Raw genomic sequence first — 19,313 nt, forward strand, 5'->3', positions numbered from 1 at the left:
GACTCAGTTATAAAAAAAATAAAAAAATGAAAACGTATCTTTTACAGGCATTGCGGTTAACCATCGTTTTAATTGTTCTGCTGTGTGTAATATATCCTTTAATTATCATGTTTGGCGGTAAACTATCCAATGGTCATGGTGATGGCGAAACTGTTAAAGTGAATGGTAAAGTAGTAGGCTATGTTGCCATCGGTCAAAAGTTTGACAGTCCGCGTTATTTCTGGAGCCGTCCATCAGCCGCTGGTTACAACGCTGCGGGTTCTGCAGGTTCCAACAAAGGTTCAAGCAATCCCGATTATTTGAAAGATGTAAATAGCCGAATAGATACCCTGATGAAATATCAGCCTTATCTAAAACGTAGCGATATCCCAGCCGATTTGGTTACGGCATCAGGCAGTGGTTTGGATCCGGATATTTCACCAGAGGCAGCCCGTATTCAAATCAGAAGAGTTGCAGCCAACCGCAAACTGGATGAAAAGCAGGTAGAAAGCTTGGTAGAAAACCATATTCAGCAGCCGCTGCTGGGCTTGTTAGGCCCCAAAACAGTAAATGTGCTGAAGCTTAACATTGCCTTGGATGAACTAAAAAAATAACATCGCCACCTTATCTAAATTCATACACATTTGCGCAGCCTTATAGCGGCTGCGCTTAACAACTTCATCTAATGAAAAAATTTCTATTGGCTGCCGCATTGTTAGGCAGCACATTAGCTGTTAACGCTCAAGATTCTACCAAAAAAGCAAACAACTTTACCATCAGCGGTTACGCTGAGTTATATTATGGTTTTGATTTTAACCGACCGGTAAATAATACCCGTCCGGGCTTCGTATACTCGCATAACCGCCACAACGAGGTGAATTTAAACTTGGGCTTTATCAAAGCTAATTATGATAACGGAAGCGTGAGAGCTAATTTGGCTTTGATGGCCGGCACTTACGCCAATGCAAACTATGCGGCCGAACAGGGCGTACTTAAAAACGTATTTGAAGCCAATGCCGGAATCAAACTTTCTAAAACGGCCAACCTGTGGTTAGATGGTGGTATATTCGCCTCGCACATTGGTTTTGAAAGTGCCATATCCAAAGATTGCTGGGTTCTTACCAGAAATATCGCATCAGAAAACACACCTTACTATGAGTCGGGCGCAAAGCTAACTTACACCACCAATGATGGTAAGTTAACACTAACAGGTTTGTACCTGAATGGTTGGCAACGCATTAACCGGCAAGATGGCAACAGCAAGCCTGCCGGTGGTTTACAAATATATTTTAAGCCAACCGATAAAATTACCCTAAACTATAGCAATTACCTGGGTACTGAAGGGGCTGACTCGATAAGGGTACGCCGTTTCTACCACAATTTTTACGGCATATTCCAAATAACATCTAAACTTGGCTTAACCGCCGGGTTTGATTACGGAACACAGCAAAAAGCTAAAGATAGCGACGGGCATAATCACATCATATCGCCGGTGGCTATTGCCAGGTATCAGTTTGCCGACAAGTGGGCTTTGGCCGGACGGTTTGAGTATTATCAAGACAAAAACGGGATGATTATAGCCACCGGAACGCCACATGGTTTTAGCACCAAAGGTTATTCGCTTAACATCGATTATGCGCCTATGCCTAATGCACTAATCCGTTTGGAAGGAAAGGTGTATGATAGCAAAGACGATATCTTTTCAAAGCTGGAAACAGTGAGTAATCATAGTCCGCTGGTTACGGCAAGCTTCGCCGTTTCTTTCTAATTTGTATAGCACAGCAGTTAATCAAAACGGGTGGTATTGCCGCCCGTTTTTAAGCTTTTTATTCAAAGCCGGCCAATTATGGGGTTAGAAGAAGAACATAAAGACAGTTCTGTTAAAAGTTTTCTGGAACTGGTTAAAACATCACGGCGCGGAAAACTTAAAGTGTACATAGGTATGAGTGCCGGTGTAGGCAAAACATACCGTATGTTGCAGGAGGCACATGCCTTGTTTCGCAACGAAATTGATATACAGATTGGTTACATTGAAACTCATAACCGTGCAGAAACCCATGCTTTGCTGGCCGGTGTGCCAATTATAGCGAGGCGCAAAATTTTTTATAAGGGGAAAGAGCTGGAAGAGATGGATTTACAGACCATCCTGAACCGGCACCCAGAAGTGGTTATTGTTGATGAACTGGCCCACACTAATATAGAAGGCAGTAAAAATGTTAAGCGCTGGCAGGATGTATTGGATATTCTGGACGCTGGTATTAGTGTAATCACAGCCGTAAATATTCAGCACCTGGAAAGTTTGAACGAAGAGGTGGAGGATATCACCGGCATTCCTATTACCGAGCGCATACCCGACAAAGTGCTGCAACTGGCCGACGAAATTGTAAATATTGACCTTACAGCCGATGAATTAATAGATCGGCTAAAGCAAGGTAAAATATACGATCCGACTAAGATTGAACGCGCACTTCAAAACTTTTTTCAAAGCGATAAAATATTGCAGTTACGTGAGCTCGCCTTAAAAGAGGTGGCTCATCATCTGGAGCGAAAGATAGATGTAGAAGTGCCTAAGCAAGTAAAGCTACGGCCCGAACGTTTTTTGGCCTGCATCTCTTCCAATGCCGAAACAGCCAAAGTAGTCATCCGCAAAACGGCACGTTTAGCTTCGTACTACCGCTCGCCCTGGATAGTGCTGTATGTGCAAAGCAGCAGCGAAAGCTTGGACCGTATCAAACTGGATAAGCAACGCTTCCTGCTAAACAATTTTAAGCTCGCTACCGAACTGGGTGCCGAGGTGGTCAAAATAAAAAGTGACCAAATTACCCAAACCATCTTACATATAGCAACCGAGCGGGAAGTTACCACCATTTGCATAGGCAAACCGCACCTAAGCCTTTTTCAGGTGATATTAAAAACTACGGTGTTTAACGAGCTGCTTAAGCGGCTGGCAGCAACAGAAATAGATTTAGTTATACTGTCATGAAAATCAAGAGTAAATTAAGACTTGGATTTGGGTTCTTATTTGTTATCGTGCTTTGTTTTGGCGTATTGTCGCTTTATTACATCAGCCAGATATCTGAAAGTGCTAAGGTAATTCTAAAGGATAATTACAATACCCTACGATATACGCGCGAAATGCGTGGAATATTAGATAAAAATGATTTGCCGTTAAGCCCTTCTGCAATTACAGCTTTCAAATCTGCCTTTGCTAAACAAGAAAATAATGTCACAGAAAAAGGTGAGTTTGAATTGACCACCGCTGTACGGCGTTTGTTTGAACAGGTTCAAAATCCGGTGCTGACTATGCAGGCCAAACAGTTGGCTGTTAGAAGCCTGAGAGCTAAGTTAGGTGCCATCGAGCAACTGAATATGGTTGCTATTGAACGGAAAAATAACAAAGCGCAAGAGTCTGTCAAAAATGCTACTGTGCTATTAAGCTTAACAGCTACTTTAACATTTTTAATCCTATTTAGCTTCAGTGTAAATTTTCCGGGCTTTATTGCTGATCCGCTACGGCAACTAGCTTCGGGGATTCGAGAAATTGGTGAAAAAAATTATGATGAGCGGCTGCATTTTAATAAAGACGACGAATTTGCCGACGTAGCTATTGCCTTTAATAACATGGCTGCACAGTTACAAGAATGGGAAAACAGCAACCTGGCCAATATCCTCTCAGACAAACAGCGCATCGAAACTATTATTGAGCAGATGCAGGATGCCATTATAGGCGTAAACGAGAAAGGAAAAATACTGTTTATTAATACTACCGCCGAAAATGTTTTGAATTTGAAAGAGCAGCAGCTGGTTGGGAAGCCGGTAATGCACTTTGCCCAAAGTAATGATTTGTTAAACTCTATCATCAGTACTCAACCTCCTCAAAAGCCATTCAAAATTGTGGTAGATAAAACGGAAACATTTTTTCAATTAGACGTACGTGAAATTATTGTGCCGGTGGTTGAATCTGTAAAAGACGAATCGCAGCCGCTTAACATTGCTAACCGTTCGGCAGGCAAAGTATACATCTTGCGTAACGTAACAGAATTTACGCAACGCGATGAGGCAAAGTCAAATTTTATTGCCACCATATCGCACGAGTTGAAAACGCCTATCTCATCCATTAAAATGAGTTTGAAACTGTTGAAGGACGGCAGGGTAGGCACGCTTAATGACGAACAACTGCAACTGGTGCAGCACATCACTGAAGACAGTGAACGGTTACTGAACATTGCCGGTGGATTGCTTGATCTTTCGCAGGTGGAAACCGGAAATATCCAGATGAATTTGATGCCGAGTCATCCGGCGGATATTGTCAATTATGCAGTAAAAGCAGTTAAGTTCCAAGCAGAGCAAAAAAACATCCGGTTAGAAACTGTACTGGATAACAGTTTGCCACAGGTACAGGTAGACACCGAAAAGACGGCTTGGGTGCTGGTTAATTTCCTGTCAAATGCACTACGGTACAGCTATGAAGGCTCTAAGGTAGTTATCGAAGTTCGTTTTAGGGGAACGCAAATGATATTTTCAGTACGTGATTTTGGAAAGGGAATAGAAAAGCAATATCAAAAGCGGTTGTTCGACCGGTACTTTCAGGTACCAACCGATGGCCAGAATAAGTCGGGATCTGGTTTAGGACTGGCTATATCTAAGACCTTCATTGAAGCGCAGAACGGACAGATTGGTGTAGAAAGTGCCATTGGCGAAGGAAGTAGGTTTTATTTCACCTTGCCTACAGTAAGTTAAATAAACTAAAAGTGATGATTAGCGAACACGTGAAAAAGGAATGTCATCCGGGAAGTGGCAAAGTGCATGTAGATGGGGTGTGGACACGTTACCAGCATATTCAGGCAGAGCGCTTATTGTTTGGCTGCAATTGCAGTGTGGCATTAGCTTATTTATTAGTGGTGTTCTCGTCAATAAAGTTTTACAATGTTTTTATTGATAAAAATGAATTTCACCTTCAGGTAATCCTTTGGTTAATAGGTGCACTGTTTGGCATTTTTATGTATCTGCATTGGCTCGATTCAAAACGAAAGATTGGGCGGTTTGAAGAGGAAGTTGAAAACCGGATAGTGCCTGCCCATGTAGCTAAACAAGTCCGATTAATTGTAATAAGCCAGTGGCTTTTCTCCTTACTACTTTTGGGGCTCTGGCTTTTGTTTCTATCAAGTAACTACTTGGTTTGGTTGCAAGTGCTATACTTCATGCCTTTATTGAGCCTTTTGGTATACGCTTTGGGATTGTCGCTTTTGTTCTTTCTGTTTAGATTGAAACGGCTTTGTGCCTTTACCGTTAAATATTAAAGGCATATATTGTAAACCCCAGCTTTTAAGCAGCTTAAATATTTGCGGTTTGCAATCGAATCATCCAATAAAATTCTTGTACAGCATGTTTATGAATGCGTACAAGAATCTTATTGGATGAAGCAGTCGCAAATTTTATTAATCTTCTAGCTGTTGTTGTGTCAAAATAGCCATAAGCGATTAATAGAAACGTAACAAATCATGACAGGGGAGCGCGCGGACATGTCAATCGGTAAATTGATACATGATGAAAAACGCCCTGCAGTTTTAGACAAATCGGCTTCGTTTCTATAAGATATTGAAGCATAAGCTTAGCTAATTTCTTTTTCTTTTAATGACTGCATATCAATTACATACCGGTAATGTACTTCCTGATCCTGCATTTTATCATATGCATCGTTAATGTCTTGTATCTTAATCAGCTCTATATCGGGTAGAATTCCATGCTGAGCGCAAAAGTCAAGCACCTCTTGGGTCTCGCCAATTCCGCCAATTAGCGATCCGGCTACAGTTCGACGGTGCATAGCGATATTCATGTTGTTAAGTGCTTTAGCATAAGGTGCCAGCAAGCCAACAGTAACCAATACACCATCTTTTTTAAGCAGGTTGATGTAAAGGTTCACCTCAAATTCGTCGGGAATAGTTACCAAAATGAAGTCTAACGTCAGCTCTTGTTTAGTCATTGCTTCTTTATCAGTCGAAATCAGCACCTGGCTGGCACCAAAGCGCTCGGCATCCGCCTGTTTTTCTTTGTCACGGGTAATGGCCGTAACTTCTGCACCTAAAGCTTTAGCAAGTTTAATGGCCATGTGGCCTAACCCGCCGATACCTACTACACCTACTTTGCTACCTTCTTTAACTCCCCAGTGTTTTAAAGGCGAATAGGTGGTAATGCCGGCACATAATATAGGTGCAGCTGATCTAATATCCAGTGCATCAGGTATCTTAAGCACAAAGGATTCTTTCACTACAATTTTATCCGAATAGCCACCAAATGTATTGTAGCCGCTGCCGTCAGGTTTCATGGGGCCGTTATAAGTGGCCGTCCAACTCACGGGGCCTTCACAATAGTTCTCTTCACCTTCCTGGCAAGGGTTGCAATGGCCGCAAGAGTCAATCATGCAACCCACACCTACGGTGTCGCCCACTTTATATTTGGTAACGGCGCTGCCTGCTTCTAAAACTTTACCAACAATTTCATGGCCTGGAACGCAAGGGTAAAGGGTGTTACCCCAATCGTTCTTTACCTGGTGCAGGTCTGAATGGCATACGCCGCAGTATAAAATGTCAATCAGAACCTCATCTGCCTGAGGTGGTGTACGCTCAAAAGCCATTGGCTTTAAGCTGCTGAAAATAGAGCCTGTAGCGCCGTAGCCTTTGGCTTTTAAGTTTTCCATAGTAACTGTTTAGTGTTTGTTCTATTAGTCAACATTCACCCCACGCACAGGTTTTTCACCAAGTCATTATTTAGAGCAACCATTTACAACCCTTGGCTCTTACTGACGATGTTTCGTTTAGCTTTAGCAAGTAACGGCTACTGCTTAATGTCACTGGTGCTTTTCAAGGCCCAGTAAATTAAAGCGGGCTGGAAAAGTAATCGTGCAAATCTCTTGGTATCGGAATTTAAGCCAAAGGCGTCACGATGATGCGTGTACTGTGCTATATTGCCTGGAAAAACGGCTGCAAAGAAGGCGGCTGCCACTTTGCCAACGGTTTCACGATGTTTTTTGGGGGCGAAGATGATTGCACTGCCTAAAGCAATTTCTGCAAAACCGGAGTATACTACGGTATCATCTATTTTAAGCGGAACCCAATCAGGTACCTGCGCCCTAAAATCTTTGCGCGCAAAAGTGAGATGGCCAATACCGGCGAAGATTAGGTTGCTTCCTAAGAGTACCCGTGCTATGTTTTTAATCTGTTCAGTTTTCATAGTAGCTGATTTAAGGTTTTTACTCTTACAATTACCATTCCACAGTAGGCAGAAGCGCTTTCATAGCCACAGTGGTAAGCATTAACCATTAAAAAAATTAAAGCCCGTTCCTTCTTATCAGGAGCCGGGCTTTAATGTATAGCTTATCTTAAAAGACTGATAATTTACTGTTACCAGATGCTTTGTTTCTTAGACGTTATTTAGTGCTGGCTTTAACAGCCGCAGACTGGCTTCCGTCGGTAAATAATTCGTGCAGCTTAGCAGAAAGCTGTTCGCCGCTTAAGTTTTTGGCGATGATTTTACCAGATGGATCGAGCAAAAAGTTTTGTGGTATGGCACGAACCCCGTAAAGCTGCGCTACTTCGTTGCTCCAGTATTTTAAATCTGATACCTGTGTCCAGTTTAACTGGTCGTCAGCCACAGCTTTGAGCCAAGCCTCTTTTTTGCTATCCAGTGATACGCCTAAAATAGTAAAGTTTTTATCCTTAAAGCGGTTAAATGCCTTTACCACATTAGGGTTTTCTCGCCGGCACGGGCCGCACCACGAAGCCCAGAAATCTACCAGAACATATTTGCCTTTAAAACTGGCTAAAGTTACAGCTTTGCCATCTTTATCTTGCTGTGTAAATAATGGTGCTTGTGCACCCAAAGCTGTTTTTTTCCAGCCATCTAGCCAGGTGCTGTATTGTTGTCCGGCAGCACTACTTTTGACCTGATCACCTAATTGCGCATATAAAGGCGCTACTTCGGTAGCTTCCGGAAAATAGCCACCGTAAGTTTTTAATGCATCCAGTGCAACTACCGATTGATTATACTTTTTGATAAAGGCCGGTAATACCGTTTTTTGTTGTACATTAATGGCTTCCAGTTGTTTATCCAGTGCATCTCCGTTTCGTTGCGCTTCAGGTTGCGCGCGGTATGCCGCCAGCGCTAGTTTTCTTTGCTGTTCAAATGGTGCCAGCACACGATTTAACTCATCATTTATCTTGTTCACATCATAGCCACTCACCTTGGCGCGCAAAACCGAATCGGGTGAGTTTATTGCAATTTTTCCACTTTCAAGATAAATAGCCAATGCATCGGGGCGGCGGATGGTACGCAAGTTTTCGCCATGGTGCGCAATGATAAGCGTAGCTTTAAGCGGTTCGGCCAAGTTGCCTTTAAATGTAAAACTTCCGGCGTTGATAGCGGCAGAATCTGTGACATTACCATTAGCTGTGCGGTAGCTTAAATAAGCCTTGGCAGGCGAATTAAGCTTTCCAATTTTTCCGTTTACAATGTATTGCTGTTGAGCCATAAGCAGGGCCGGGGCTAGCATGGCGATGGTAGCGAGTGTTTTTTTCATCATTTAATATGTGTGATAATAATTTTGTTCTGCTAAATTCAATTTAAAAAATTCATGCGATAATGTTATAAAATATCTTTTGGATACTATTTAATAATTGAGTTTGGCAGCGATTTCAAAAAATTAATGTAGAATCCAATAGTGCTTTTAATGACTTACTTTTAATCTTAAATAGCCACCGGCTGTAAAGATAAATAAATATCTACTATTTCTATAGGGAATATATAATATAGTACTATATTTGCTGCTGTTTATTGAACGTTCTTTGTCAACTTATCCAGAAAGACTGAGGGAAAGGCCCTATGACGTCTTAGCAACCTATACCAGCCTATGGGCAGGTAAAAGGTGCTAACTCCTGCTCTTGCTTAACTGTAAGAGAAAGATAAGACAACAAGTAACATACCGCATGGCGGTATACTGATGTCGTTTTCAGGTTTTCGGGTATAAGTGGCAAAGCTTTGTAGGTCAACTTAAAATAGAAACGACATGAGAATTTATCTGGACAACGCCGCAACCACTCCCTTAGATCCCGAAGTTTTTTCGGCCATGACGCCCTATTTGCTTAATCATTTTGGTAATCCGTCGTCGCATCATGCGCAAGGCCGTCAAGCCAAATCAGCTATAGAAGACAGTCGTGCTGCGATTGCCTCATTGTTAAATGCTTTGCCAGAAGAAATTATTTTTACATCCGGAGGCACAGAAGCTGATAATACAGCTATTTTATCTGCAGTATATGGGCAGGGGATTGATCATGTGATTACTACCCGGTTTGAGCATCATGCCGTATTGCATACGCTTATTGCCTTGCAGGCGCAGGGTAAAATTAAAATCAGCTTTATTGAGCATGATGAGCAGGGAAATTTGGATTTGGAGCATTTGGCGTTTTTGTTGCAAACACACGGCCGCAGCCTGGTATCGGTAATGCATGCCAACAACGAGGTGGGCAATTTAAATGATATTGAAACCATCGGCCGCATTTGTCAAACCTACAACGCCTTGTTTCATTCAGATACGGTGCAAACCATGGGGCATCACCGCTTTGACCTGCAAAAATTAAACATTCATTTTCTGGCTGCATCGGCGCATAAATTTCATGGTCCTAAAGGTGTTGGGTTTGTTTATGTGCGCAAGGGCGTTAAAACCACCCAGCTGATTCATGGCGGCGGTCAGGAAGGCAAACTACGTGCGGGAACGGAAAACATCCCGGGCATCGTTGGTTTGGCTAAAGCACTACAGCTGGCTTATCAGTATCTGGATGAGCATCAGCATCACATTCAGAAATTGAAACAATACACCATTGAGCGGTTGCTGGCCGATGTGCCTGGCATCACATTCAACGGTAATTCGGCCATTGCACACAAAAGTTTGTATACCGTTTTAAATGCAAGTTTTGCAGTAGAGGGCTACGCCCAAAACCTGCTGCAACGTTTAGACGAACAACATATTTCCGTATCCGGCGGAAGTGCCTGCTCTACGGGTGCATCATCACATGTGTTAAGTGCGCTGGATGCGCCAACCAACCGTCAGCACATCCGCTTTTCATTTAGCAAATTTAACACTCAAAACGAGATTGATCAGGTAATGCAAATCTTAACACAGCTATATCAAAGTATAGCTGCTTAAACTATCATCTTGTAAATGCCAGTTGCGCATGCAAAATACTCGCCATAACTTGCAGTTGTTTCTGAATTTGTAGAGGCATGTCTTATTTGACACTTATAATGCATACCTTCTCATAATTATGCCGTATTTTGCATGCGCATGCATCACCTTCAAGATCCTTTATTTCAGATACTGTTCAATCAGCTCAAAGAACCGCGCCTGCTTGTAAAAGCAGCCTCGCCGCACTATACCGTTATAGCTGGTAACCAGGCATGGCAGGAGCTGTTCCGTAAACGGGTAAATGAGTTATCCGGCGCTAATTTTTTGGCAATGGTTGAAGAAATAGCACCCAATGATGCGTTAACTGAACAGATAAATGAAAATTTGCAGCGTGCAGTATTAACTTCATCATCTCAAACGCTTGAACCTTTTTTAATAGCACCGGATGGACTTATCTGGTGGCAGATGGAGTTTTTACCCATAGGCGGAGAGGGCGATGGAGAAGCGAAGTACGTGATGTGCTCCTTGAATAATGTTACCGCTCAGGTGGCTGGTCAGATAGCACTGGAAACTGCTCAGCAAAACGAGCTGCACTTGCTGCGCGAGCAACAGGCGCTTAATGAAGAACTGGCAGCGGCAAATGAAGAATTTAGTGCCATTAATGAAGAACTATTACAATCTCAGGCAAGCCTCTCTGAACTGAATCAGGAGCTTGAGGCTAGGGTAGAACAACGTACGCAGGCGCTTGCTGAAAGTGAGTCAAGAATTCGGGGCATGGTAGAGCAATCTGCCGCGGCTATGCTGGTATTGCATGGCGATAATTTAGTAATTGATATTGCGAATCCACAAATGCTGGAATTGCTTGGCAAATCCGACCATATTATCGGACTTCCTTTGCTCGATGCCTTGCCCGAAATTAAAGGGCAACCTATTTTTGAGATTCTTCATCAGGTTTATCAATCTGGCGAGCAGGTTTCAGAAACGGAGATTCAGGTTGAATTGTATCGCAATGGCCAGACGGAAACCGGCTATTTCAATTTTACTTATACGCCGCTTTGGGAAGAAAATAGAATTACCGGCGTGTTGGAGGTTGCCACCGAGGTAACTGAAATGGTTAAAGCCCGGAACAAAATAGAAGAAAGTGCCAGGCGCTTTACCCGTATGGTATTAACTACGCCCATTGGTATGTGCGTTATAAAAGGCCGCAATTTGATAATTGATATTGCTAACCAACCAATATTAGATGTATGGGGCCGGATTAGTGAAGATGTTTTAGGAAAAAAGCTCATCGATGTTTTTCCGGAACTGGAAGGGCAGCCTTACCCCAAAATGTTGCTAAGCATTTTTGACAAAAAAGAACCGGTTGCCTTCGCCGAACTGCCAGTGACTATCATATTGCCCGAAGGTGGCGTAAAGCAAGCGTTTATTGATTTCTCTTACGATCCGCTGTTTGACGACGATGGTAATGTTGAAGCTATTTTGGTTAGTGTTAAAGATATAACTGAAATGGTGGAAAGTCGCAAGCTTTTACAGGAGCGGCAGGAAGAGATGGAAGCGCTGAATGAAGAATTGGCTGCATCCAACGAAGAGCTCATGACCACTAATGAAGAGCTCACGGAAGCGCAGATGGCTTTGGAGCGAATGGTAGATCAGTTGGCAGATAGCGAACAGCGTTTAAGCAGCTTAATAGACCAGGCACCAGTAGGTATGTGCTTTTTGCGTGGGGAAAACTTGGTGATTGATTTGGTAAACCAAGCCATGCTTGATATATGGGGACGTACACAGGAGGAAGTGCTTGGTAAACTACATAAACAGGCCAGGCCTGAACTGCAGGGTCAGTCTGTTCATGCCTGGATGGACGAAGCGTACCAAACCGGAATTACCCGTTATAATACTGATTTAAAAGTGACGCTTTATCACCAGGGCGGGTTACGGGAGGCATACGTCAACTCCATTTATCATCCGCTTAAAGATCAGAATGGTAAGGTTACCGGCCTTTTAATTATTCTGAATGAAACTACCGACCGCATACTGGCTCAAAAGAAAGCCGAACGCGTGCAGGAACAGCTAAGTATGGCTGTTGAGTCGGCACAGCTTGGCACGTGGTATTTGAATACCGAAACTCAGGAGTTTTTTGCATCGCCCAGACTAAAAGAGCTATTTGGATTTTTGCCGGATGAGGAGATGACCTTTGCAGCGGCCGCAGCCCAAATCACTGATGATTATCGCGACATGGTACTTAACACCATTGAAAAAGTAGCGCTGCAAGGTGGCAGTTATGATCTTGAATATCCTGTACATGACTTTCATGACGGTAAGCTGCGCTGGATTAAGGCAACCGGTAAGCTTTACCCCGCAGAGAATGGGCAGCCGGCTCACTTTTCGGGCACCAAAATGGATATTACCCAACGTAAGCTGGAAGAGATCAGGAAAAATGATTTTATTGCCATTGCCAGCCATGAGCTTAAAACACCATTAACCAGTTTAAAAGCTTATTTGCAGGTAATGAACATAAAGGCTCAAAAAGCAGAAGAAAGTTTTTATAGCAGTGCCTTAACTAAATCGCTTACCCAGATAGATAAAATGCAAGTGCTGATTAAAGGCTTTTTAGATGTAGCCAGGGCCGAGTCGGGTAAGTTGCATTTGGATGCTACGCCATTTGATTTAAACGAACTTTTGCAAGAAAGTGCAGATGAAGCAACGCTTTTGTACCCATCTCATCAAATTAGTGTTTTGCCGTGCAATCAGGTTAAGGTAATGGCCGATCGCGATAAAATTGGGCAGGTGTTAAGCAATTTCCTCAGCAACGCCATCAAATATTCGCCCAAAGGTAAAATGATAGAACTGTTTTGTAGCCACGCTGGTAACGACGTAAAAATTCAGGTAAAGGATGAAGGCATGGGTATAAAACCGCAGGATTTAGACCGACTGTTCGACCGATTTTATCGTGTGGAAAGTAAGCACACAAAAACCATCTCCGGCTTTGGTATCGGCCTTTATCTTTGTGCAGAAATTATCCGTTTGCACAACGGTAAAATATGGGCTGAGAGTACGCCCGGCGTAGGTTCTTCTTTTTATTTCACTTTGCCCATTTATGAGGTAGGCTGAACATCCAAAATCTAGTTTTATATTACTATAAACATATCATTGTGATTTGTAGCGCCTGTTGTAAAAGTGCAGGTTTTAATATTACACAAATTAAAGTTTCACAGGCTGGCTTTTCATACTTTGCTTAATCTTTTCTCTATGCTGCTCGCCCCAGGAGCTTAACTCGTGCAGTACATTTTTCAATGTCAGGCTATGCTCGGTGGCCTCATATATGATGGTTACCGGTGTTGTTGGATATACGATGCGCTTTACAAATTCATTCAATTCCAGGTCTTTTAACTCCTTAGCCAAAATTTTTGGTGAGATGCCTATCACTTCGTGCTGAATTTCATTAAACCTTTTTGAGGATTGTACTAAACTCAATATCAGCGGTAGTTTCCACTTGCCACCCAAAACGTACAAAGCATCCAACACGTTGTTCAGTGAACTTGCACATGTTGCTTTATCAGGAGCGGTTATCAAATCTTCAATCATCATTGTCATATAAGCAAAGCTACGCACTTTCCTGAAAGTAAGCGCTTTCCTTTGGGTAAGTACTGTCTTTTTGATAGTTAGTCCAGATACCTTTGCTGATAATAATTGCGAGAGCCGGATAGCCGTTTGCATAAGGAATCGAAGCTTTGATCATGCATAAACATCTATTGTAAAAACGGCCCTAAAGCTCCCGCCATATGTAAAGCTTTTAATATCAAAAAAAATTATGAAACGTATTTTGCATTTAATTTCCAGCATTCAGGGAAATGAGTCTTACAGCCTTAAACTGGGCCAAGCCATTGTAAAAAAGGCAATGGAAAAATATCCGGACAGCACGGTTGAAGAGGTGAACTTAAACGATTTAGACATCCCGCATTTGAACCCTCAGATTTTGCAATCCATGTTTACGCCCGGCGACCAATTGACTCCCGAAGCTAAAGAGTCGATACGCTATTCTGATGAGGCAGTAAAACAGTTACTGGCTGCTGACATTATTGTCATCGGCGCTCCGCTTTATAATTTCACTATTCCTACCACTCTTAAAGCTTGGATTGATCACATTACAAGGGCTGGGGTTACTTTTGGTTATGGTGAAAACGGCCCTGTAGGTAAGGTTACCGGCAAAAAAGTTTATGTGGCCATGGCATCGGGCGGCATCTATTCGGACGGGCCTTCAAAAGGATACGATTTCGTAGCGCCTTACTTAAAATCGTTCCTCGGCTTTTTAGGGATGACCGATACTAAGGTTTTTCGTGCGGAAGGTGTTAAAGTACCCGGCATTAAGGAACACGCTTTGGAAAAAGGTGTTGCCAGCATACATATAGACTAGTTAACAACCTTCTTTCTTTTCCAATACGTTATTGGTTAAAAGAAATTTAATAACGGCTACATTAAAATAAAAACCCCGAAGCTATAGCTTTGGGGTTTTTATTTGTTAAGCATTACTTATAAAATTTTAACCCAAATTGAATATCGTTTGTGGAATTGAATTTTTTAACAGCTTTTTTATGATCTAATACTTTTTTTTATAGTAAGCACTAACATAAACCTACTATTTATCATATATTAAAATTATAATAATTTTTTAGTATAGATATCTGCAATGTGCCAATAATTCGGTTGAGTCGTTATTGATTTGATAATATGGTTGCGTGGTTGACTTAACAAGGTGAATCTAGTTTTGCCGCAAACTTAAGCAATCAATAATGTTCAAAACTCTACACAAATCAATAGCAATGATGTTGCTGTTGTTATGCTGCTTCGCCCGAACGACTGTATGGGCACAAACCTCACAAGCCGGTATCACGGGTACCATCACCGACGAGAAAAAAGAAGGTATCCCCGGCGCTACCATACAAATCCGGAATGAATCAACCGGCTTTACTACCACCACACAAACTAACCAGAAAGGTGAATATGTTTTTAAACAAGTGCCTTTGGGTGGTCCTTATACCGTTAACGTAAGTTATGTAGGTTACGGCTCACAAAAAAGAAGTGGCTACATGCTTAACCTGAGCGATTTGTTGCAGCTAAACATTCAAATGCAGGCAACCAACAACACGCTGAATGTGGTAGAGGTAAACGGCAACCGTATGCAGAACAACATTCCAAACTTAGGAGCCTCAACATCGGTTAACGCCAGAAATATCCAGAAGCTACCGGTAAACGGCCGTAACTTTACTTCGTTGATTGACTTGTCGCCATTAAGCCGCGGCAATAACCTGTCCGGCCAGTTAGCTACATCAACCAACTTTACCATTGATGGTATGAGTGCCAAAAATCCAACTTTTGGCGGTACCGCAGCACCAAGTTCCCCTTACTCTATCTCTATTGAAGCGGTACGGGAATTTAAGGTAGTAACTAACCAGTATGATGTTACCTACGGACGCAGCGGTGGTGGCCTTATCAACACGGCTACCAAATCGGGTACCAACACCTTTAGCGGCAGTGCTTTTACATTTATCAGAGCCGATGAATTATCATCGCCTTATGATACCCGTGGTAATAAACGCGACGTGCCATTCTCTACTTATCAGTACGGTTTCTCATTAGGCGGACCAATCATTAAAGACAAGGCTCACTTCTTTGTAGCTTTAGATCGCCAGCGCGATGCCAGACCTCTGCAAATTGCTGATATACAGAGCCCGGCCGACGAGTCCCGTTACAGTATAAGTCAATCTGTATTGAATAACTTTTTAACTACTGCCCGCAACAAATACGGCGTAGCGTCCTCCCCGCAGGTGGGTTCATTTGATAAGAAAGAAAACACCACAGCGGTATACGCCCGTGTAGATGTGCAACTGAACAGCAAGAACTTATTAACGGTAAGCAACAACTACATTTATGATCTGAACAACCAGAACATTGGCGATAACACAAATATCACCCTATACGAAACCTATGGTACCACCCGTAATAAAAGTAACAGTACGCTGGCTACCTTACGTTCAACTTTATCGCCGCGTTTAACCAACGAGTTAAAGTTTCAGCAAATGTCGGCTTCTTTAGAAAGCCTTCCCGGCAATCAGCTGCCGCAGGGTACGGCTACAATTCCGCGTGTTATTGTAACAAACGTACCTTCGGTAGTAAATGGTAAAACAGTGCGTACCTCACTACAATTAGGTGGTCAGCGTTATGCACCCGAGTACTTTTTTAGTAATGTATCGCAGTTAACCAATAACGTATATTACAATACGGATAAGATCAACTTCACATTTGGTACCGACCTTATGTATACCCACATGAATTCGAGATACGGTAGTGAAGTGAACGGCAGGTTTTATGTAAATGGCACAAACGGTCTTGATAACTTCAATAACCTGGTTGCCGAACGTTATGCCCGCGAGATTCCGCTGGTAGAGGATCCAAGCGTACGCCAGAATTTCATCAACACCGGCCTGTATGCGCAAATGCAAACCAAGCTGGCAAAAGGATTGGATATGATGGCCGGTTTACGTGCCGATTATACCAATTACCTGGACAAACCAAACTTTAACCAGATAGTGTACGATGATTTGGGTTTAAAAACAGACCATTCACTCACTACTTTCCAGATACAGCCACGGGTACAATTTACCTGGGATATAGGCGAACGTCAGCGTGATATTATTCGCTTTGGTGCAGGTATATTCGGTTCTGATATCTTGAACTATACCATGATCAACAATATGGTATTTGATGGCACTAAACTGGCCGCAGTAGATATTAGCATTCCTAAGACCGGACCAAGCCTGGTACCGGTTCCAAATTTTCCTTTATACCGTGCTGATCCTTCCAAATCTCCGGGTGCAGAATTGTTTAACATCCCCGGCGTATCTAAATTAGCAACCATTAACCTCAACCGCGAGGATGTGAAAATACCGGTAGTATACAAAGCAAACTTCTCATACAACCGCTTTGTAACAGAGCGTTTAAGATTAGGTGTGAGCGCCTACATGACACTGGCCCGTAACAACTATATGTATACCGATGCCAACATGGCCGATCAGCCTTTCTTCAGGCTTTCTAATGAAGACAATCGCGGTGTATATGTTCCGGCATCAAGCATCTTGGCCAGCGGCGCTACCGACTGGACCCTTGGTCGTAAAACCAACCGCGTAGGCCGTGTGCTGGCGTTAAACAGCGATGGCAAGGTTAACCAGTATGCATTTGTGTTTGACGGTACTTACCGTTACTGGAAAGATGGTGAAGTTTCTTTTAGCTATACCTGGAATGATACCAAAGACAATACCTCATACAACGGTAACGTGGCCAATTCGGCAACCCTGTCCGTTCCTGTAAAGGATGATCCACGCGATTTAAGCAAGATGACTGCTTCGGATAACCAGTTCCGCAATAAGATTGTATTTTACGGTACCCTGCCTACTTTTTACGGCTTTAGCGTTGGTTTCCGTTATTCGGGCATAGGCGGTACCCGCTATTCGCTGTTGGCTGGTGGTAACGTAAATGGTGATTTTGTGGCCACTAACGATTTGGCCTATGTTTTTGATCCTAATAATACTGCTGTTCCGCAAGCTGTACGCACCGGTGTACAAACCCTGCTCGACAACCCCGATGTAAGCTCAAGCCTTAAAGATTACGTGCGCAAAAGCATAGGTAAAGTAGCTGAAAGAAATGCTGGTGTCAACGGCTTCTATGGTCAGTGGGATATTCGTATTGCTAAGCGTTTCAGAACTTTTACCAAAAAGCAATACATCGAAGTGTCAGGCGACCTGTTTAACGTAGCTAACTTATTTAACAAAAATAAAGGTGTGACCAAAAACCTTGGCGCTACCAGCATTTACGCGTTAACCGGTTTTGATGCCGCCACCAGCAATTATAATTACAGCGTTAACCCTAGTGCAGGTGTGGTGGTACCAGGCGGTAACCCTTATCAATTTCAGCTAGGATTGCGTTACGGATTCTAAAATCTAGAACTGCTAAATAATGAAATACCTTTCCACTATACTACTGTGTCTTGCCCTTACCGGGGCAAGAGCACAGTCTGTTACCCAGCCAACACCTAAAAGTATTTATTCTCCTCAGGTAGAACAAAATGGTTCAGTAACATTTAGGTTTTTGGCGCCAAACGCTCAAAAAGTTTCTTTGATTATGGACGATGCCAAACCCCGAACTATGAGCAAGGATACTGATGGCGTTTGGACTTATACAGAAACCTTTGCACCTGATGTATACCGCTATACTTTTTCGGTAGATGGTAACGTACTGCCCGATCCAAATAATCCTTACATCAAACCTTTATTTAAACGTGCCCTGGGGCAAAGCCTGGCTCATGTGCCAGGACCAAAAACATTAAGCTGGGAGGTGAATGATGTGCCGCACGGTGTGTTGAGCCAGCATTTCTTTAAATCGAAACTAATTGGTGATGATCGTGACATACGTGTGTACACGCCACCTGGATATGACCCTAAGCGTAAGGAGCCATACCCGGTACTTTACCTGTTTCACGGACTTACTGATGAAACCAGTGCATGGGTAACAGCCGGACGCGAAAATATAATCATGGATAATTTGATTGCCCAAGGCAAGGCCAAGCCCATGATTATTATTAACACGCTTGGTTATGGCGCACCCGAAATGTTTGATCCGGGCACCGGTCAGCGCACCAAAGAAGCTTACCTGAAAAACGAAAAACTATTTATTGAAGCTTTGCTGCAAGAAGTGATACCCATGGTAGAAGGCTTGTACAATGTAGGCAAAACCAAAAAGTACCGCGCCGTTGCGGGGTTATCAATGGGCGGTGCCCAGGCATTGGACGCAGGGTTAAACCATGCAGATACGTTTAATTATATGGGTTCATTTAGTCCGGCGGTGATATTGCTCGACCCGGATTGGAACAAGGCGTTTCCCGGCTTAAACGAGTCGGTTAATCAGAAATTGAAATTAGCCTGGATTGCCATTGGCAAAGATGATTTTTTAACGCCGAATGACCGCAAATTCATCGACTGGCTAAAGGCAAAAAAAATCAACCATCAATACAAAGAAAGTGAAGGCGTGCATAGTTACCAAGTATGGCGCCGCTACCTGACAGAATTTGTTCCCCTGCTATTTAAATAAATTAAATCAACTACTCATA

General features: G+C 42.8%; 14 protein-coding genes and 1 riboswitch. Of the genes, 10 read left to right on the forward strand and 4 right to left on the reverse strand.

All coding sequences use genetic code 11. The features are described 5' to 3' along the window. Positions 1-26: 26 nt before the first annotated feature. The 5 genes from GPM24_RS14055 to GPM24_RS14075 all read left to right on the forward strand — a co-directional run bounded on the left by GPM24_RS14055 (position 27) and on the right by GPM24_RS14075 (position 5,279). Entirely contained in the window at positions 27-593 is a 567-nt protein-coding gene (locus tag GPM24_RS14055) for a K(+)-transporting ATPase subunit C (RefSeq protein ID WP_158827447.1), read from the forward strand. Between the two features lie 71 nt (positions 594-664). Then, complete coding sequence (locus GPM24_RS14060) at positions 665-1,747, forward strand: porin (RefSeq protein ID WP_158827448.1); 1,083 nt, start codon at positions 665-667, stop codon at positions 1,745-1,747. A gap of 78 nt (positions 1,748-1,825) precedes the next feature. Next, positions 1,826-2,962 (forward strand): sensor protein KdpD, encoded by a 1,137-nt coding sequence (locus tag GPM24_RS14065; protein ID WP_158827449.1) that lies wholly within the window; start codon positions 1,826-1,828, stop codon positions 2,960-2,962. Further along, positions 2,959-4,719 (forward strand): ATP-binding protein, encoded by a 1,761-nt coding sequence (locus GPM24_RS14070; protein ID WP_158827450.1) that lies wholly within the window; start codon positions 2,959-2,961, stop codon positions 4,717-4,719. Before GPM24_RS14065 ends, GPM24_RS14070 begins: the two co-directional genes overlap by 4 nt. 14 nt (positions 4,720-4,733) lie before the next feature. Then, positions 4,734-5,279 carry a hypothetical protein gene (locus tag GPM24_RS14075; protein WP_158827451.1) on the forward strand — a complete coding sequence of 182 codons (546 nt, stop codon included), beginning with the start codon at positions 4,734-4,736 and terminating at the stop codon, positions 5,277-5,279. Positions 5,280-5,590: 311 nt separating this feature from the next. Here the strand turns inward: GPM24_RS14075 and GPM24_RS14080 are convergent, their stop codons facing one another. The 3 genes from GPM24_RS14080 to GPM24_RS14090 all read right to left on the reverse strand — a co-directional run bounded on the left by GPM24_RS14080 (position 5,591) and on the right by GPM24_RS14090 (position 8,557). Next, positions 5,591-6,676, reverse strand: a complete 1,086-nt coding sequence (locus GPM24_RS14080) for an NAD(P)-dependent alcohol dehydrogenase (protein ID WP_158827452.1) — start codon at positions 6,674-6,676, stop codon at positions 5,591-5,593. Positions 6,677-6,813: 137 nt separating this feature from the next. Then, positions 6,814-7,209 (reverse strand): DoxX family protein, encoded by a 396-nt coding sequence (locus tag GPM24_RS14085; protein WP_158827453.1) that lies wholly within the window; start codon positions 7,207-7,209, stop codon positions 6,814-6,816. Between the two features lie 196 nt (positions 7,210-7,405). Continuing rightward, the gene (locus GPM24_RS14090) at positions 7,406-8,557 is read right to left on the reverse strand and encodes a TlpA disulfide reductase family protein (protein ID WP_199269765.1); all 1,152 of its coding nucleotides are present in this window, start codon (positions 8,555-8,557) and stop codon (positions 7,406-7,408) included. Positions 8,558-8,824: 267 nt separating this feature from the next. Then, positions 8,825-8,943, forward strand: a riboswitch (SAM riboswitch). A gap of 97 nt (positions 8,944-9,040) precedes the next feature. Here GPM24_RS14090 and GPM24_RS14095 point away from each other — a divergent pair. Further along, entirely contained in the window at positions 9,041-10,177 is a 1,137-nt protein-coding gene (locus GPM24_RS14095; RefSeq protein ID WP_158827454.1) for a cysteine desulfurase family protein, read from the forward strand. A gap of 138 nt (positions 10,178-10,315) precedes the next feature. Continuing rightward, positions 10,316-13,264 carry a PAS domain-containing protein gene (locus GPM24_RS14100; RefSeq protein ID WP_158827455.1) on the forward strand — a complete coding sequence of 983 codons (2,949 nt, stop codon included), beginning with the start codon at positions 10,316-10,318 and terminating at the stop codon, positions 13,262-13,264. 90 nt (positions 13,265-13,354) lie between these two features. Here the strand turns inward: GPM24_RS14100 and GPM24_RS14105 are convergent, their stop codons facing one another. Continuing rightward, complete coding sequence (locus tag GPM24_RS14105) at positions 13,355-13,870, reverse strand: winged helix-turn-helix transcriptional regulator (RefSeq protein WP_233268837.1); 516 nt, start codon at positions 13,868-13,870, stop codon at positions 13,355-13,357. A gap of 94 nt (positions 13,871-13,964) precedes the next feature. On the opposite strand from GPM24_RS14105, the gene GPM24_RS14110 reads away from it, so the two are divergent. From GPM24_RS14110 to GPM24_RS14120, 3 genes are all read left to right on the forward strand, one after another. Continuing rightward, positions 13,965-14,567 (forward strand): FMN-dependent NADH-azoreductase, encoded by a 603-nt coding sequence (locus tag GPM24_RS14110; RefSeq protein WP_158827456.1) that lies wholly within the window; start codon positions 13,965-13,967, stop codon positions 14,565-14,567. A gap of 376 nt (positions 14,568-14,943) precedes the next feature. After that, the gene (locus GPM24_RS14115) at positions 14,944-18,144 is read left to right on the forward strand and encodes a TonB-dependent receptor (RefSeq protein ID WP_158827457.1); all 3,201 of its coding nucleotides are present in this window, start codon (positions 14,944-14,946) and stop codon (positions 18,142-18,144) included. Positions 18,145-18,163: 19 nt separating this feature from the next. Then, positions 18,164-19,294, forward strand: coding sequence for an esterase (locus tag GPM24_RS14120; protein ID WP_158827458.1), 1,131 nt, complete (start codon positions 18,164-18,166; stop codon positions 19,292-19,294). The last annotated feature ends 19 nt before the right edge of the window (positions 19,295-19,313 follow it).

Origin of the sequence: Mucilaginibacter lacusdianchii (genome assembly GCF_009770985.1) — a bacterium.
Lineage (GTDB): Bacteria > Bacteroidota > Bacteroidia > Sphingobacteriales > Sphingobacteriaceae > Mucilaginibacter > Mucilaginibacter lacusdianchii.

Coding starts and splice junctions, on each gene's coding strand:
- GPM24_RS14055 (WP_158827447.1), top strand. CDS start 27: ATGAAAACGTATCTTTTACAGGCATTGCGGTTAACCATCGTTTTAATT.
- GPM24_RS14060 (WP_158827448.1), top strand. CDS start 665: ATGAAAAAATTTCTATTGGCTGCCGCATTGTTAGGCAGCACATTAGCT.
- GPM24_RS14065 (WP_158827449.1), top strand. CDS start 1,826: ATGGGGTTAGAAGAAGAACATAAAGACAGTTCTGTTAAAAGTTTTCTG.
- GPM24_RS14070 (WP_158827450.1), top strand. CDS start 2,959: ATGAAAATCAAGAGTAAATTAAGACTTGGATTTGGGTTCTTATTTGTT.
- GPM24_RS14075 (WP_158827451.1), top strand. CDS start 4,734: ATGATTAGCGAACACGTGAAAAAGGAATGTCATCCGGGAAGTGGCAAA.
- GPM24_RS14080 (WP_158827452.1), bottom strand. CDS start 6,676: ATGGAAAACTTAAAAGCCAAAGGCTACGGCGCTACAGGCTCTATTTTC.
- GPM24_RS14085 (WP_158827453.1), bottom strand. CDS start 7,209: ATGAAAACTGAACAGATTAAAAACATAGCACGGGTACTCTTAGGAAGC.
- GPM24_RS14090 (WP_199269765.1), bottom strand. CDS start 8,557: ATGATGAAAAAAACACTCGCTACCATCGCCATGCTAGCCCCGGCCCTG.
- GPM24_RS14095 (WP_158827454.1), top strand. CDS start 9,041: ATGAGAATTTATCTGGACAACGCCGCAACCACTCCCTTAGATCCCGAA.
- GPM24_RS14100 (WP_158827455.1), top strand. CDS start 10,316: ATGCATCACCTTCAAGATCCTTTATTTCAGATACTGTTCAATCAGCTC.
- GPM24_RS14105 (WP_233268837.1), bottom strand. CDS start 13,870: ATGCAAACGGCTATCCGGCTCTCGCAATTATTATCAGCAAAGGTATCT.
- GPM24_RS14110 (WP_158827456.1), top strand. CDS start 13,965: ATGAAACGTATTTTGCATTTAATTTCCAGCATTCAGGGAAATGAGTCT.
- GPM24_RS14115 (WP_158827457.1), top strand. CDS start 14,944: ATGTTCAAAACTCTACACAAATCAATAGCAATGATGTTGCTGTTGTTA.
- GPM24_RS14120 (WP_158827458.1), top strand. CDS start 18,164: ATGAAATACCTTTCCACTATACTACTGTGTCTTGCCCTTACCGGGGCA.